Here is a 16,648-nt window from a genome sequence, read left to right as displayed (position 1 = left end):
GAAAAAATGAGCGAATATTTATCAATTCAACACATTCAAAAACAGTTTGATGCATTTACAGCGTTAAAAGATATTTCTTTTACTGTGAAAAAAAATGAGTTTGTATGTTTATTAGGCCCAAGTGGCTGTGGGAAAACGACATTGCTTCGAATTTTAGCAGGGTTAGAAGAGGCAACAACAGGTAGTATAGCTGTGGATGGAAGAGATATTACAGCATTACCTCCTGGAAAGAGGAACTTCGGAATGGTGTTTCAATCGTATGCATTATTTCCGAATTTAACAGCACTTGAAAATATTGAATACGGCTTAAAGACAAAAAAATATGGAAAAGCAGAAGTAAAAGAGAAAGCGCTAGAGGCGTTAGAACTAGTTGATTTACTGAATGTAAAAGATAAATATCCTGCTCAAATGTCTGGTGGACAACAGCAGCGAGTGGCACTTGCACGTGCGCTCGCTCTATCTCCGGATATTTTGTTACTGGATGAGCCGTTATCTGCTTTAGATGCAAAAGTACGTGAAAAGTTACGTAGAGAAATGCGTGATTTGCAAGAAAAAGTAGGAGTAACAACTATTATGGTCACGCATGATCAAGAAGAGGCATTAACGATGGCTGATAAAATTGTTGTAATGAATCATGCGGAAATTATGCAGATTGGAACACCAGAGGAGATTTATCAAAGACCAGCCAATCCGTTTGTGGCAGATTTTATTGGTTCTATTAATTTCTTTTCGAAAAATAATGAAGAACATGCAATTCGTCCTGAACATGTAACAATTGTACAAAATGATGGTATTAAAACGGTTGTGGAAAGTATGGAATTTCGTGGATCTGTATATCGGACAGAAGTGCGAGTCGTAGAAGAGAAAACACATCTTTATAATGAGAAAATTGTAGTGGATATATTGGCATCAGAGGTTGAAAAAACCGCTATTAGAAAAGGAAAGCCGATTCAAATCTCTTTCTCAGAAAATCATATGTTGTCATATGGAAAGAAGGTCATTGTATAGATGGAGATGTTAGAAAATTTCAGGGTAGAAAGTACGAAAAAAAAGATTAAGAGACGTATTGGTAAAGAAGAGTGGATACAAAGACTATTAATTATTGGTATGCTTCTTGCTTTTTTGATCATGCTTGTATTACCCCTATTACAATTGTTTACACAAGCTTTTTACGATAAAGATGGAGCTTTCGTTGGTGTTGCGAATTTCAGTAAATATTTCACAACACCAACGCTAGTTCAATCATTACAAAATACGATATGGATTTCGGGCGCGACAACAATTATTGCAGTGACACTCGCTTTCGCTTACGCTTATGCGATTGCTCGTACGAATGTGTTTGGTAAGCGTGTATTTCAATATGTCGCGTTGTTACCACTATTCGCACCAACGATGATGCACGGTATCGCACTGACATATTTATTTGGTAATCAAGGGTTAGTAACGAAAGGAATGTTTGGCTTGTTTGAAGGGATACAAATCCCTTTATATGGACCAGTAGGAATTGTGATGGCTGAGGTCATGTATACATTTCCGCAAGCATTTCTTATATTATTAATTGCTTTTCAAGGCTCTGATTATCGTTTATATGAAGCTTCTAATATGTTAGGAGCGAGTAAAACAAAGCAATTTTTCACTGTTACTTTACCTAGTGTAAAGTACGGATTAATTAGTGCGATGTTCGTTGTGTTTACACTTAGTTTCACTGATTTTGGGGCACCAAAAATTGTTGGTGGACAATATAATGTACTTGCTACTGATGTATATAAGCAAGTAATTGGACAACAAAATATGCCGATGGGTGCAACTGTCGGAATGATTTTATTAATCCCTGCTATATTTGCATTTGCAATTGATCGCATTACGCAAAGAAAGCAGGCGAATCTCTTATCTTCCAAATCAGTACCTTACAGAATAATAAATAATAAGAAACGAGATGTTATTTCATTCGTATATTGTAGTTTAGTAACGCTTATGATCATTCTATTATTTGTGGCAGTTGGTATTGCGGCAAGTGTGAAAGTATGGCCATATAATATGAGCTTTACATTTGAGCATTTTAACTTTTCTAGTTTAACAGGAGATGGACTTGAAGCGTTTAAAAATAGCGTAATTGTTTCAGCAATCACAGCGGTTATTGGGGCTGTTTTAACATTTATGTTCGCTTATGCAATTGAGAAAATAGATCAGCTACAATTTTTCCGAAAAGCAGGTTACTTTTTCTCTATCGTCCCTTTAGCGATACCAGGTTTAGTACTTGGATTAGGGTATGTCTTCTTCTTTAGTCAACCAACCATACAAATCTTTGGACTTTCCGTAACGAATCCGTTTCATTCTCTATACGGAACAATCGTTGTGCTAGTACTAGTCAATATCATTCATTTTTATTCTGTAACATTTGTTACGGCAACGACAGCTTTAAAGAAATTAGATCGAGAGTTTGAACTTGTTTCACAGTCGATGGGAATTCCGTTTTATAAAACATTCTTTCGAGTAACAGTACCGATGTGTTTACCGGCGATTTTAGAAATGGTAATGTACTACTTCGTAAATTCAATGGTAACTGTTTCGGCAGTCGTATTCCTATACGCAGCTGATTTTAAACTAGCTGCCGTATCAATTGTAAATATGGATGATGCAGGAAATGTAGCACCAGCAGCTGCAATGAGTGTACTTATTGTTGTTACAAATATTGTAGTAAGAGTTGTATATGAATGGGGAACGAAAGCACTTCGTAACCGAACTTCACAATGGCAAAAAAGATAAATAAGAAGGGTGATGGATTGAATGAAAATAGAAGCAGTTATTTTTGATTGGGCGGGTACGACAGTTGATTATGGATGTTTTGCACCACTGGAAGTATTTATGGAGATTTTCCATAAACGCGGTGTTGAAATTACTGCAGAAGAAGCTCGTAAGCCAATGGGGTTATTGAAAATTGATCATGTTAGGGCATTAACAGAGATGCCTCGTATTGCGAATGAGTGGAATCGTGTTTTCGGACAATTACCAAAAGAAGCAGATATTCAGGAGATGTATGAAGAATTTGAAGAGATTCTCTTCGCTATTTTACCGCGCTATGCGTCGCCGATTAATGGAGTAAAAGAAGTGATTGCTTCTTTACGTGAAAGAGGAATTAAAATTGGTTCAACGACTGGTTATACGAGTGAAATGATGGATATTGTAGCAAGAGAAGCAGCGCTACAAGGGTATAAACCTGATTTTCTTGTAACGCCAGATGATGTTCCAGCGGGTCGTCCATATCCGTGGATGTGTTATAAAAATGCGATGGAACTTGATGTATATCCAATGAATCATATGATAAAAGTTGGAGACACGGTATCGGATATGAAAGAGGGAAGAAATGCTGGAATGTGGACAGTTGGTGTAATTCTGGGCAGTAGCGAGCTCGGTTTAACGGAAGAGGAAGTGGAGAATATGGATTCGGTAGAACTTCGTGAAAAAATAGAAGTAGTTCGCAATTGTTTCGTTGAAAATGGGGCGCACTTTACGATAGAAACGATGCAGGAACTCGAAAGCGTAATGGAACATATTGAGAAACAAGAACTTATTATTTCATAAAAGGGGAATAGGATCATGACTGAAAATCACTACTTATTATTAACACCAGGACCATTAACGACAACAAAAACGGTAAAAGAAGTTATGTTATACGATTGGTGTACGTGGGATGCTGAATATAACACGATGGTGCAAGATGTAAGAGCTAAACTTGTATCGTTAGCAACGAAGGAAGAAGAGAAATATACGACGGTTCTCATGCAAGGAAGCGGTACGTTTTCAGTTGAAGCAGTAATTGGTTCCGTTATTCCTAAAAATGGAAAGTTACTTGTTTGTACAAATGGTGCGTACGGTAAGCGAATTGTACAAATGGCAGAGATGTTACATATAGATGTGGTGGTTAGTCAAACGGAAGAATGGGAGCCTACTAATATTGCAGAAGTAGAAAAGATATTACAACAAGATAAAGGGATTACACATATTGCAGTTGTTCATTGTGAAACAACAACAGGTATTATCAATCCAATTGTAGATGTATGTAAATTAGGGAAGCAATATGGAAAAGTAACACTAGTTGATGCAATGAGTAGTTTTGGTGGTATTGAAATAGATATCGCTGAGTTGCAAATTGACTTTCTAGTTAGTAGTGCGAATAAATGTATTCAAGGGGTTCCTGGGTTTGGCTTTGTTATTGCAAAGCGCGATGAATTGTTAAAATGCAAAGGGCAGGCACGTTCATTATCATTAGATTTATATGATCAGTGGGAGACGATGGAAAATCAAAATGGTAAATGGCGTTTTACGTCACCTACACATGTTGTACACGCTTTTTATCAAGCACTACTTGAATTAGAAAAAGAGGGCGGAGTAAAAGCTCGTTACAATCGATATTATAACAATCAAAAACTATTAGTGAATAGAATGAGAGAAATCGGATTTAAGTCACTAGTAGATGAAAAATATCAGTCGCCTATTATTACATCCTTCATTTATCCAGAAGAGTGGTTTGATTTTGGGCAATTATACAATGAATTAAAGCGTGATGGCTTTGTTATTTACCCAGGTAAAATTTCAAAAGTAGATACATTCCGTATTGGAAATATCGGTGATGTACATGAGGCAGATATCAATCGCTTAGTTGATAGTATTGCTAAAGGAGTTGTTATAGGTTGAAAGTATTCTGCTTAGGTGGTGCAGGTAAAATTTGTCGTGAAGCAATTTTAGATTTAGTGCAATTTTCATCTTTTGAGACGATTACAGTAGCTGATTTTAATGAAGAAGAGGGCCTGAAAGTAGTAGAATGGCTCAACGATCCTCGTGTTGATTTTGTGAAAGTAGATGTAACAAATCATGAGGATACGGTTGCAAAAATGAAGGGCTATGACATTGTAATGGATGGCACGACGATAAAGCTAAATGGTTTGTCAACTCGATGTATTGCAGAAGCAGGCTGTCACGGTGTGAATTTGAATGGATTTGGTGAAGAAAATGACTCGCATTCTATATTTGTTCAAAACGGAAAAACATGTTTACCTGGTTTTGGTATGACGCCAGGTGTAACGCAAATGATGGCAATGCATGCAGCAAATCAGCTAGATACTGTAGAATCAGTTCGTGTCAGTCACGGTTCGTATCGTCCGATTGCTTTTTCTGCATCAATTACAGAAACAACGACATATGAATATGATCCACATTTACCATCACGTACAGTGTATGAAGATGGTGAGTTTAAGCAAGTACCTCCGTTTGCGCGTCCGAGAGAAATTGAATTACCGGCGCCTTATGGTAAGGCAACGCAGTATATAATCCCGCATTCTGAAACGATTACGTTAGCAAAAGCACTGAAAAATAAAGGCGTCAAACTGATAGAGACGAGAGGGACTTGGCCAAAGCAAAATATGCAACTCGTACGTGCGTTATATGATTACGGTATATTGCGTAATGATCAAGTTGAAATAAATGGGGAAGAAATAGGCATTATGGATTGTATTTCGAAGTATTTATTGCAATCGAAAGAGGGACAAGAAACAGAAATTTACGGTTATGCACTTCATGTAGAAGTAATAGGTATGAAAAATAATGAGAAACAAAGGCACATATTATATCATACACACCCGTTATCTGATGGATCTGTTGTAGGATGGGAAAAATTAAGAGCTTATACAAGAAACGTCGGTATTCCATTTGGGATTGCTACAGAGTTAATCGCAAATGGGAATGTAAATAAAGTCGGGGTTGTGACACCTGAGGAAGCTTTTGTAAAGCCACAAATTATTTTTGATGAACTAGTAAAGCGTGGTATTCATATTCATGAAGAAGTTTTTACTGAAAAAGAAAGTTATAACTTTGTATAAGTAAGGTAGTTTATGAGGTAGAAATCAATGGGGTGAGGCTATGTCTGTAGTAGGTGAAGAAAGAAAGCGAACCATTCTTGAGAAGGTAGAGTTTAAAGGGAAAGTAAAAGTTTCAGAGTTAGCGAGAGAATTTGCTGTATCAACAGAGACGATTCGCCGTTATTTAGAAGAATTGGATCGTGAAAAGAAGTTGAAGAAAGTGTATGGTGGTGCCGTCCAGCTTCCAGGAGCTGGAATAGAGGCACCGATGTTAGAACGAGAGATGCTACATATAGAAGAGAAGAAGAGAATTGGGTATAAAGCAGCAACGTTTGTGGAAGATGGAGATGTGATTGCGATTGATGACGGAAGTACACCACTTCAAATGGTTCCATATCTTGTCCATCGTAAAAATTTAACGATTGTAACAAGTTCATTTCCAGTAGCGACACAATTAATTTCTTCTATTAATAAAAAGATGTTTCACGGTGAAGTTTTATTTATTGGCGGAAAAGTATCTCCAAAGCACTCACGTGTGTCAGGATCTATTTCACAGCAAGTAATCCAGCAATTTCATTTTCATAAAGCATTCGTTTCGATTGATGGATTGTTACCCGGTTTTGGGGTTTCTAGTTTTGAATTAGAAAAGGCAAAACTGTCAGAAGCGATGATGAAATTAGCGGAGAAAACATATATTTTATGTGATCATACAAAAATAGGGGTAAAAGGAAATTACCGAATAGCAGCATTTTCGCGTATTCAACATGTAATTTGTGATAAGCAAATGCCTTATAGTTTTGAAGAGGAAGTCAAAAGGCATAATATTCAATGGACAATTTGCTAACTAAATTGAACTCCCACCTGATTATGAGGTGGGAGTTTTACTGTCCGCAAATAGCGGGATAAAAGATTTGGATTTATGCAAAAAGTGGACACATTTTCTCATCTCTTTCATATAATTTACCAATACAAAAAAAGTTGGTCGAAGGAAAGAAGGGAGAAGCATGTCAGAACGGATATATAATAAACTTGTATTGTATGCAAATATTTTACAAAAAATTGGTTTTATTAATGAAAAAGAAAAAAGTGAAATTCTTCATACGATAGGAAAAAAGGCCCTTTGAATAAAGGGCTTTTTATTTTTTATCTATGAAAATATAAACTTAATGTAATATTATCATTGACAATGATAATGAGATTCATTATCATTTATTTGTAGGTAATTGATAAACATTATCAATTGTAAAAATTATATATGATAGGGGATATTATTTTGAAAAAAAGTTATATTAAGGCGCTAGTAGTAGCCACAACATTAGCAATTCCATTTGCTACATACTCTACTCCAGCGTTAGCAGCACTAAAAGCTGAAGCAAACCAGTCGGTGGCAGCAGCTAGTGAACGTACATACGATACTGAGATTAAAATATATAAGGATCAAAAAGATGAGCCATCTATGGTTTCTCAGTATATAAAAAATCCTAAAGTAGCAATTGAAGATGGGAAAAAAATTGTTACTGTAACAATACAAGATAGCGATTATTTTCAATATCTTAGAATAGAGGATAAAAACCAACCTGGTGTATTTCAAGATGTGAAAGTTTTATCAGAAGATAAGAGGAAAAATGGAACGAAAGTAGTCCAATTTGAAATTGGCGAATTTGAGAAGAAGCATAATATGCAAATGCATATACTTATTCCGGCCATCGGATATGATCACAAATATCAAGTTCAATTTGAAATTAAAGATCCAACTGTAGGTGACAAAGAAACAGAGAAACCAGATGATAACTCCAATTCAGGCAATACGGAAACGGATTATCCAGTTGATAGTCAAAATATGATAACAGATAATAAATTAAGAGAGCTTGTTAATAAAAAAGTATTTAATAGAAAAGATTTAAATACACCGATTACGAAAGAAGAGTTATTACAAGTAAAGGACTTGTTTTTAAATACGAATGAGATTCTTGATTATAGTGCATTAAAATATATGCCCAATTTAAAATCTTTAACAGTTGCGAATGCGAAGATAACAGATCCGTCGTTCTTTGCGAACTTAAAGCAATTAAATCATTTAGCTTTGCGAGGTAATGAATTTTCAGATGTAACGCCACTTGTTAAGATGGATAATTTAGAATCTCTTGATTTAAGTAATAATAAAATTACAAACGTTGCACCATTAGTTGAAATGAAAAATGTAAAAAGTTTATATCTATCAGGAAACCAAATAGAAGATGTAACAGCATTAGCGAAAATGGAACAACTAGGTTACTTGAATTTAGCAAATAATAAAATTACGAATGTTGCTCCATTAAGCGCGTTGAAAAATGTAACATACTTAACTTTAGCAGGTAATCAAATTGAAGATATTAAACCGTTATATTCATTACCTTTAAAAGACTTAGTATTAACGCGTAATAAGGTTAAAGATTTATCGGGTATTGATCAAATGAATCAATTAAATAAATTATTTATCGGGAAAAATCAAATTGAAGATGTGACACCACTTGTTAAAATGACTCAGCTTACAGAATTAGATTTACCTAACAATGAGTTAAAAGATATTACGCCATTATCTAGTCTAGTAAACTTACAAAAGCTTGATTTAGAAGCAAATTATATTTCAGACTTAACACCAGTTAGCAATTTGAAAAAGTTAGTCTTTCTAAGTTTTGTTGCAAATGAAATCCGTGATGTTCGACCAGTTATAGAACTAAGTAAAACAGCTTATATCAATGTTCAAAACCAAAAAGTATTTTTAGAGGGTACAGAAGTAAATAAAGAAGTAAAAGTACCTGTATACGAAAAAGATGGTAAAATCTCTACAAAAATTCGTTTGAAGAGCGAAGGTGGTACGTATAGTAACGATGCAGTTAAGTGGAGCACACCAGGTGAGAAAGTATATGAATTTGGTGTGAAAGATCCATTTGCGGATACAGGAATCTTCTTTACGGGATCTGTCATTCAAAATGTGGTAGAAAGTAAAGGGGATAACACTTCTAAAGAAGATGAAAAAGTAGAAGTAGTGGAATTTAAAGATGTACCAAAAGGACATTGGTCAGAAGAAGCAATTAATTATTTAGCGAAAGAAAATATTTTCAAGGGATATGGAAATGGACAATTTGGATTTGGGGATAGTATTACTCGTGGACAAGTTGCGTCTTTAGTACAAAGGTACTTGAAATTAGAACATAAAGGAGAGCAGAAAGAGAGATTTACAGATACGAAAGGGCATATGTTTGAGCAAGATATTGCTACAGTTGCGCAAGCTGGCATTATGCAAGGCGATGGTACTGGGGAGTTTCGTCCAGATGGAGTATTAACTCGATATGAAATGTCTGTAGTATTGCATAAATTATTTCAGTTAAAAGAAGATGGAAATAATAAAGTGAACTTTAAAGATGTACCAACTGGTCATTGGGCAGAAGGTTATGTGAAAACGTTAGCGGATAATAATATATCAAAAGGTGATGGAAACGGAAACTTTTTAGGTGATGATCTCGTAACACGTGAACAATATGCACAGTTTTTATATAACGCAATAACGAAATAAAAGATGAGAAAATACGTTATTCTTTGATTGAAAAAGAATAACGTATTTTTTATGTATAAAATGAAATAGAGAATAGATAGGAGTATAGACATATGAATAGCCCATTTTAAAGAAGAGGTATGAAACTATATTGACAAAAAGGCGTTCTCATGTGATAATTCAATTAAATTTTTAGAATAATCAAAAAATATTCCTTTTACATAGAAAGGATTCGAACATTATATAAATATTATGCCGGGGGTGACGAAATGTTATTTTTTCTAAAAAAATGGAATGAATTAAAAGATGTGAAATCTGAATTGGCACTTCGTGATTGGTTTTATGGTACAAAAATTAGTTTATCACTCTGTACGTCAAAAGAGCCGTTAACTTTTTTGGTAAACGTTGAGGGAAGAGATAAAGGGTTATTTTCAGAAGAAGACTTTATTGTTGTTAATTGTATGTGTGAGCCAGTATTTGAAAATGAAGAAAAACCAGCTGCAGAATCGTTTATGCATGCAGATATTTATAAAAAAAGTAGTGCAGAATGTATTTTACAAGTGCAGACTGTAGATAGCCATTTAATATCAGAGTTATATGGAGAAGAAGGGGAAGTAACATTCGATAAACGTAGCGTGGAACGTGTTTTTGGAAAAGAAGGTATAACAGAAATGTCAATTCCGATTGTAGAAGATGAGAAAAAATTCGCTGATTTATTAGAAAATAATGTACCGAATTTTATTGAAGGTGGAGGAGTAGTTCTTGTTCATAATTATGGCATGATCGTGTGGGGGAAAACTCCAGAAGAAGCGAAAAAATGGTTAGAGGGTATAGAATATTTAATGAATTACCATGTAAAGTTGTTAATGATAAAAGGTGCAAAGAGCTCTGTTATATAAAATGTTTGTGATGTCGTTACAAGTCAATAAAAAAATGAAAGCGTTTTAAAAATAATTTTACTCATAAAATATAGGTCTCCTTATTATATATAGATTACATGTTGACATGTAAGGAGGAACATATTTTGCGAGTTAAATATCATTTTCTGCCAAAACAGCAAGTAACATTTTGCAAAATGAACCATTCAGGTGAAGAGGCTTTACACATTATGAATGAAACGGGATTTCGAGCAATCCCTGTGTTAGCAGAAGATGAAAAGAAATTCATGGGGATTATTTATAAAGTAGATCTTTTAGAAAAAAAGTGTAATAGTGGATTAGAGAAAGTAAGCACGGAACATATGCTGGAAGATTCCTCTGCATTTATTTTTGAAAAGGATTCTTTTTTTAGAGCATTTTATGTTATTCGTCGACTTCCATTTTTAGCTGTGCTAAATGACTATAATGAATTTGTCGGTATCTTAACGCATTCCAATATATTTGATGTTATTGAAGATTCATTTGGTATGCGGACGGGTGGTTATATATTAACAATTGCGACACAAGATTGTAAAGGAACGATTAAAGAACTTGGGACATTGTTGAAATCTTTTAATATCGGTGGACTATTTACGCTAGATAACGGTGATCAATATATTCGCCGCGTTATCGTAAATATAGCAGATGAGTTAAATGAAAAAAGATTGAAGCAATTAATTGAAAAAATAGAGAAAAAAGGATTCAGGGTGAGCCATGTAGATTATATTTAAGGTGGAAAGGAAAGGTACCAATTTGCTATATGCAGATTGGTACCTTTTTTAGTGTGAGTAATGAATCTTATTTTGAAACAGGAGGTGGAGATAGTGCTAAATCAGATAAAAAAATAAAATCTGCATGTTCGCGAATGTTAGGAATCGAAGTTTCTATAACACGTGATGTAATTTCACCTGGAGGCCCAACGTGTCCGATAGCTACCATAATCGGTTTTTCTTGAATTTTTTTAATGAGTAATTGAGCTTGTTTTGAAATATGTGCGGCTGTATACACATCATCAAAAAATAATTGGTTTTCAATAATAGGCACTCCTAATTCTTTCCCGATTTTTGGAACGACACTCTTAGGATTTGTTTTGCTATCTAAATAAAATAAACCGTGTTTTTTACAAGCTGCAAGTATAAGCCTTACAATTCTTTCGTCCGCGGTCACTTTTGATCCCATATGATTGTTCATCCCAATTGCATGTGGTACTTCTTGAATCGCTTGTTCGAGTCGGTTATTTATTTCTTCGTCGCTTAAATCAGTTGTAATTGCTTTTGGTCCAAGCCATTCTTTTTTACCTTTAATAGGTTCCATTGGCATATGTATAATAACTTCGTGCCCTTTCTTATGAGCCGCTATCGCATCTTCCTTTGTGGAAGGGAGAAAAGGCATAACGGCAACAGTCAGTGGAATAGGAAGTGATAACATTTTATCAGTCCCCTTCATATTATTGCCAAAGTCATCAATGACAATAGCGACTTTGTTTGTATGTGCCTTTGCTTGAACAGGAAACAAGAAGGATGGTAAGAACATAGTAAATATAAGCAATGCAATCGTATATTTGCGCATATAAATAGTTCCTTTCTATTTTATCCCGCTATTTGCGAGCAGTGAGGAATGAACAAGATCCTCAATGATTAAATTTGACTTTATCAATCATCATTATGTTTTGCGTTTTTATATAAATTAAACAAAAAATGTCGAAGAAAAGTATATGGAAAATAGAGAACACGCTATTTAATTGGTATTTGTAAAAAAAGAAGATGAAAAAAATGTCTATTATTGCGAATGTATTTACAAAGATAGAATAATTTGTAATAATTCTCAAAGTGAGGGTAAAGATTTGTAAATTACAGGGAGAAAATGTTAAAATTTCTGATTCTTCAAATTCAAATATGATTAAGTAGTTAAAAGGCCGATGGAGAAGTGAAGCTGAGAGCATGGAAGTATAATAAGGGGGATATGAATGTTTACTGTAAAAAGGAAGTACACACTAGAAAAGCTTTCACGTGATATTCATATGAAACGTGAAGAAATGATTCAATTAGGTTTAACGAGTGGGTTAAATAGTATGGAGACGATTCAAGTGAGTCAAGAATTGGACAAGCTGATTTTACAGTACCAGTGTTATAAAGAAAAACAAACACCAAAATGGTTATCAATTATAAAGGTACCTATTTTTCAAATTGGGTATGAAGGGAAATCGAGTAATTTTTGGCGAATGCTTGTGGCGGGTTTTATGAAATAAGTATAATTACCCTTTTGAGAGAAGGATAATTATACTAGGTGTAACGGAATTTCGATATGAACTGTCGTTCCTTCGTGTTCTATACTGTCGATAAAAATATGCCCATTGTACATCTCTACAATTCGTTTACATATGACAAGTCCAAGACCTGTTCCAGTATCTTTATTAGTAAAGAACGGATGAAAGAGGTGTTTTTGAATATGTTTTGGAATCCCTTTTCCAGTATCTATAATTTGCAATTGTGCGTGTGTTTCATTGTTTGTTACAGAAATAGTTAGTGTGTCACCAGAAGTCATGGCTTCAATTGCATTTTTTGTAATGTTTAAAACCACTTGTTTCATATGGTCTTTTGAGCAACGGATATGAACAGGATGGTCTGGTAAATGTAAATGGAATACAATGTTATGTAGATTCGCCTCAGATTGAATAATTAATGCTACCTCATTTAGAATGTTTCTCACATCATATGTTTGTTCAATGATTGCAGTTGGCTTTCCAAGAATAAGAAATTCGCTTACAATTTCATTAATCCGTTCTATTTCTTGTTCGATGACGGAAAAATAGAACTGGTCTTGTTCATCTTTATATTTCTCTTTTAATAGAGCGACAAGTCCTTTAATTCCGGTAAGGGGATTACGGATTTCGTGGGCTGTACTAGCTGCAAAAGTGCCAACCAATTCAATTTTTTGTAGTTCATTTTGTTGTCTTTCCAGTTTTGTTTGCCGTTTTAACAACATATATTGAGCAAGTAAAAATAAAATAGACATTAAAAATAAAGTAGCTATACACTCTATTGCAACCCACTGGTATAAGGTTTTTTGATGGATAGGCAATGGAGAAACAGAGACCTTCCAATTTAATCTTTGGAGTGGGGTAGTAAGCATATTAGAATGTGCATCACTTGTTTCGTTATTGTCATCGGTTAGAAAAACTACATCATATTTATCAGTTACTTCAAAGTGGTATTGTGGCTTAATGGCATTTAAAGATGCTGAAATGTAGTCAAAGCGTAAACTTGCTAACAATAAGCCTGATAGCTCCTTCTGTTTATTGAAAATGGGAGAAGCAATCATAATAGCTTGATGTCCAAGAACACGATCTGTAATGACTGATGATACAGTTGTTTTCTTCGTCTGTAACGCGTCTTGAATATATTTACGATCTGAGACATCAACAGGTGGTCGGTCGCCTTCGGATGCGATTGTAATGATGCCTTCTGGTGTAGCGTAATATAGACCAGAAAAACGTGCATCGTTTCCATCTGTATCATGTACAATTTGTTTCACACCATTTATATTTCCAGTCTCGGTTCCTACGACCTTTGAGAGCATTTCTAATGCGGAAATCGCTTCACCAAGGTGATGATCTAAATAGTCTCTATATAAAAAGAGAACCGTGTGAGCAGATAGTTTATTTTCCTGCTTCATTTTATATGAATGATATGAATAAAATGTAGCACCAATCCCTATCGTTGGTAGGATAACAAGCAATATATATAAAACTATGCTGTGGAATTTGAATTTCAAATTTGGTACTCCTTCTTTTTTATTATCATTATATATAAACTATGTTAAAATTGTCATGTTTTTATTCAAGAATCATTCATAATATATTTGGGGAGAGGAAATGAATGAGTGAATACTCATTCGGAATTTACATGAAGCACTAAGCTGTTTTTTCTTTTTATTACTGAGAATTTAAGTGAAGGGTTGAAAGTTGTATGACATCAAATAATGAACGAGAAGATATTTCTCAATCTCTAAAAGTATTTATTGCATTATCTCGTGTACATCGTTCTGTTATGGATATTACAAATAAATCTATACAAAGTAACGGGTTAAATCCAACTGAATTTGCTGTATTAGAACTGCTATATCATAAAGGTGGTCAACCACTTCAGCAAATTGGTGAGCGTATTTTAATAGCTAGTGGCAGCATTACATATGTTGTAGATAAGCTAGAGAAAAAGGGACTAGTAAAAAGAATTCCGTGCCCGAATGACAGACGTGTTATTTATGCACAATTAACTGAGTCTGGAGATAACTTTATTGCTTCTATTTTTCCAGGGCATGAACAAGTTATACATCAGTCTTTTGAAATGTTAACGAAAGAGGAAAAGGATGAATTACTTGATCTATTAAAAAAGATTGGAAAGTATGAAAAGTAATAGTATGTTCCAAAGGAGCTTTGGATAACGAAATCCAAGGCTTTTTTGTTTACATGTAATTATGACAATAGCTGCCGTATTTTGTTGAAGAATAAGAGGAGATTTGTAAGTAAGCATTGAATTATAGTAAGGATACATATAATGGAGAGGAGGCTCGTTCATGTCATTTAAAGACTATGAATATAAACGGCCAAATATTGAAGAATTAAAAGAGAAGTTTACTGTTGCTTTAGAGAAGTTTGATAACGCCAAAACTGTAGAAGAACAAAAACAAGTCATCAATTCAATTAACGAAATTCGCAACGACTTCGGTACAATGGGGAATCTTTGTTACATTCGTCATTCTGTTGATACGACAGATGTTTTTTATAAGGAAGAGCAGGATTTCTTTGATGAATTCTCTCCAGTTGTACAAGGATATGGTACAAAGTATTATAATGCGTTAATACATTCTCCATTCCGTGAAGAATTAGAAGCGTATTATGGAAAGCAATTATTTGCTTTAGCGGAGTGTGATTTGAGAACATATTCTGATGAAGTCGTGAAAGATTTACAATTAGAGAATAAATTGTCTTCACAATATACACAGTTATTAGCATCTGCAAAAATTGACTTTGCAGGAGAAGAAAGAACGTTATCACAGCTTATTCCATTTATGCAAGGGAAAGAAAGAAGTGAACGTAAAGTAGCAAGTGAAGCATATTACGGATTTTTAGCTGAGAATGAGGAAGAGTTAGATCGTATTTATGACGAGCTTGTTAAAGTGAGAACGAAAATCGCCAAATCTTTAGGTTTCAAAAACTTTGTTGAACTTGGATATGCAAGAATGTACCGTACAGATTATAATGCGGAAATGGTGGCCAATTATCGTCAGCAAGTACTTGATTATATCGTTCCAGTTACAACGGAATTAAGAAAACGACAACAAGCACGTATCGGTGTAGAGAAGTTAGCGTATTACGACGAAAACTTTGAGTTTGCTACTGGTAATCCAACTCCAAAAGGAGATGCGGATTGGATTGTTAATCATGGGAAAACGATGTATAAAGAGTTATCGGCTGAAACGGATGAATTTTTCAATTTCATGCTAGATAATGATTTATTAGATTTAGTTGCGAAAAAAGGAAAAGCTGGTGGCGGATATTGTACATATATTGAGAATTATAAAGCTCCATTTATTTTCTCAAACTTCAACGGAACATCTGGCGACATTGATGTATTAACACATGAAGCTGGTCATGCTTTCCAAGTATATGAAAGCCGTAAGTTTGAAATTCCAGAATACAATTGGCCAACGTATGAAGCATGTGAAATTCATTCTATGAGTATGGAATTCTTTACATGGCCATGGATGAAGTCATTCTTTGAAGAAGATGCAGATAAATATTATTTCTCTCACTTAAGTTCAGCGCTTCTGTTTTTACCGTATGGTGTATCTGTTGATGAATATCAACATTATGTATATGAAAATCCAGAAGCATCACCAGAAGAGCGCAAGACAGCATGGCGTAATATAGAGAAAAAGTATTTGCCGCATCGTGATTATGAAGATAATGATTATTTAGAGCGTGGTGGATTCTGGCAACGTCAAGGGCATATTTATAGCTCGCCGTTCTACTATATCGACTACACGTTAGCACAAATTTGTGCGTTGCAATTTTGGAAACGTGCAAGAGATAATAGACAAGAGGCGTGGGAAGATTATGTAAATCTGTGCCAACAAGGTGGAAGTAAATCATTCTTGGAATTAGTAGAAGTTGCAAATTTAACATCACCATTTGCTGAAGGTTGTGTGAAAAGTGTCATTACAGAAATAGAAGCATGGCTACATGCGATTGACGACACAAAATTGTAAAAAACATGCGCTTTTTTTCACATGTTTAACATCGACATAACGAGAAAATGATGAGATAATAAAAGAAAATT

The 16,648-nt window shown here is 34.5% G+C and carries 14 protein-coding genes; 12 read left to right on the top strand and 2 right to left on the bottom strand.

Annotated elements, in window-relative coordinates:
* Positions 1 to 6: 6 nt before the first annotated feature.
* The 9 genes from AABL52_RS20255 to cbpA all read left to right on the top strand — a co-directional run bounded on the left by AABL52_RS20255 (position 7) and on the right by cbpA (position 11,038).
* On the top strand, positions 7 to 1,008 hold the full coding sequence (locus tag AABL52_RS20255) for a putative 2-aminoethylphosphonate ABC transporter ATP-binding protein (RefSeq protein WP_000006173.1): 1,002 nt from the start codon (positions 7 to 9) through the stop codon (positions 1,006 to 1,008).
* Positions 1,009 to 2,766, top strand: a complete 1,758-nt coding sequence (locus tag AABL52_RS20250) for a putative 2-aminoethylphosphonate ABC transporter permease subunit (RefSeq protein ID WP_341518276.1) — start codon at positions 1,009 to 1,011, stop codon at positions 2,764 to 2,766.
* 21 nt (positions 2,767 to 2,787) lie between these two features.
* Complete coding sequence (gene phnX, locus AABL52_RS20245) at positions 2,788 to 3,582, top strand: phosphonoacetaldehyde hydrolase (RefSeq protein WP_341518275.1); 795 nt, start codon at positions 2,788 to 2,790, stop codon at positions 3,580 to 3,582.
* Positions 3,583 to 3,597: 15 nt separating this feature from the next.
* On the top strand, positions 3,598 to 4,695 hold the full coding sequence (gene phnW / locus AABL52_RS20240; protein ID WP_098258837.1) for a 2-aminoethylphosphonate--pyruvate transaminase: 1,098 nt from the start codon (positions 3,598 to 3,600) through the stop codon (positions 4,693 to 4,695).
* Positions 4,692 to 5,876, top strand: coding sequence for a saccharopine dehydrogenase family protein (locus AABL52_RS20235; protein ID WP_000862147.1), 1,185 nt, complete (start codon positions 4,692 to 4,694; stop codon positions 5,874 to 5,876). The genes phnW and AABL52_RS20235 overlap by 4 nt, the downstream gene beginning before the upstream one ends.
* Before the next feature lie 40 nt (positions 5,877 to 5,916).
* The gene (locus tag AABL52_RS20230) at positions 5,917 to 6,699 is read left to right on the top strand and encodes a DeoR/GlpR family DNA-binding transcription regulator (protein WP_341518274.1); all 783 of its coding nucleotides are present in this window, start codon (positions 5,917 to 5,919) and stop codon (positions 6,697 to 6,699) included.
* A gap of 429 nt (positions 6,700 to 7,128) precedes the next feature.
* Complete coding sequence (locus AABL52_RS20225) at positions 7,129 to 9,411, top strand: NEAT domain-containing leucine-rich repeat protein (RefSeq protein WP_341518273.1); 2,283 nt, start codon at positions 7,129 to 7,131, stop codon at positions 9,409 to 9,411.
* A gap of 248 nt (positions 9,412 to 9,659) precedes the next feature.
* Entirely contained in the window at positions 9,660 to 10,289 is a 630-nt protein-coding gene (locus AABL52_RS20220) for a class II aldolase/adducin family protein (protein WP_097845404.1), read from the top strand.
* Between the two features lie 125 nt (positions 10,290 to 10,414).
* Complete coding sequence (gene cbpA / locus AABL52_RS20215; protein ID WP_341518272.1) at positions 10,415 to 11,038, top strand: cyclic di-AMP binding protein CbpA; 624 nt, start codon at positions 10,415 to 10,417, stop codon at positions 11,036 to 11,038.
* 67 nt (positions 11,039 to 11,105) lie between these two features.
* On the opposite strand, the gene AABL52_RS20210 is transcribed toward cbpA, so the two are convergent.
* Positions 11,106 to 11,876, bottom strand: coding sequence for a divergent polysaccharide deacetylase family protein (locus tag AABL52_RS20210; protein WP_001234115.1), 771 nt, complete (start codon positions 11,874 to 11,876; stop codon positions 11,106 to 11,108).
* A gap of 397 nt (positions 11,877 to 12,273) precedes the next feature.
* Between AABL52_RS20210 and AABL52_RS20205 the strand changes: the two genes are divergently transcribed.
* Positions 12,274 to 12,555 carry an aspartyl-phosphate phosphatase Spo0E family protein gene (locus tag AABL52_RS20205; RefSeq protein ID WP_000495532.1) on the top strand — a complete coding sequence of 94 codons (282 nt, stop codon included), beginning with the start codon at positions 12,274 to 12,276 and terminating at the stop codon, positions 12,553 to 12,555.
* A gap of 29 nt (positions 12,556 to 12,584) precedes the next feature.
* Here the strand turns inward: AABL52_RS20205 and AABL52_RS20200 are convergent, their stop codons facing one another.
* On the bottom strand, positions 12,585 to 14,081 hold the full coding sequence (locus AABL52_RS20200; RefSeq protein ID WP_341518271.1) for a DUF3149 domain-containing protein: 1,497 nt from the start codon (positions 14,079 to 14,081) through the stop codon (positions 12,585 to 12,587).
* Between the two features lie 194 nt (positions 14,082 to 14,275).
* Between AABL52_RS20200 and AABL52_RS20195 the strand changes: the two genes are divergently transcribed.
* Positions 14,276 to 14,722 (top strand): MarR family winged helix-turn-helix transcriptional regulator, encoded by a 447-nt coding sequence (locus tag AABL52_RS20195; protein WP_341518270.1) that lies wholly within the window; start codon positions 14,276 to 14,278, stop codon positions 14,720 to 14,722.
* A 160-nt stretch (positions 14,723 to 14,882) separates the two neighbouring features.
* Positions 14,883 to 16,577 carry a M3 family oligoendopeptidase gene (locus AABL52_RS20190; RefSeq protein WP_341518269.1) on the top strand — a complete coding sequence of 565 codons (1,695 nt, stop codon included), beginning with the start codon at positions 14,883 to 14,885 and terminating at the stop codon, positions 16,575 to 16,577.
* Positions 16,578 to 16,648: the final 71 nt, after the last annotated feature.

This window comes from Bacillus paramobilis, assembly GCF_038096195.1.
GTDB classification, from domain to species: domain Bacteria; phylum Bacillota; class Bacilli; order Bacillales; family Bacillaceae_G; genus Bacillus_A; species Bacillus_A mobilis.
The sequence above is the reverse complement of the archived record's forward strand: the minus strand, read 5'-3'. Positions and strand labels throughout refer to the sequence as shown.

Coding starts and splice junctions, on each gene's coding strand:
- AABL52_RS20255 (WP_000006173.1), top strand. CDS start 7: ATGAGCGAATATTTATCAATTCAACACATTCAAAAACAGTTTGATGCA.
- AABL52_RS20250 (WP_341518276.1), top strand. CDS start 1,009: ATGGAGATGTTAGAAAATTTCAGGGTAGAAAGTACGAAAAAAAAGATT.
- phnX (WP_341518275.1), top strand. CDS start 2,788: ATGAAAATAGAAGCAGTTATTTTTGATTGGGCGGGTACGACAGTTGAT.
- phnW (WP_098258837.1), top strand. CDS start 3,598: ATGACTGAAAATCACTACTTATTATTAACACCAGGACCATTAACGACA.
- AABL52_RS20230 (WP_341518274.1), top strand. CDS start 5,917: ATGTCTGTAGTAGGTGAAGAAAGAAAGCGAACCATTCTTGAGAAGGTA.
- AABL52_RS20220 (WP_097845404.1), top strand. CDS start 9,660: ATGTTATTTTTTCTAAAAAAATGGAATGAATTAAAAGATGTGAAATCT.
- AABL52_RS20210 (WP_001234115.1), bottom strand. CDS start 11,876: ATGCGCAAATATACGATTGCATTGCTTATATTTACTATGTTCTTACCA.
- AABL52_RS20205 (WP_000495532.1), top strand. CDS start 12,274: ATGTTTACTGTAAAAAGGAAGTACACACTAGAAAAGCTTTCACGTGAT.
- AABL52_RS20195 (WP_341518270.1), top strand. CDS start 14,276: ATGACATCAAATAATGAACGAGAAGATATTTCTCAATCTCTAAAAGTA.
- AABL52_RS20190 (WP_341518269.1), top strand. CDS start 14,883: ATGTCATTTAAAGACTATGAATATAAACGGCCAAATATTGAAGAATTA.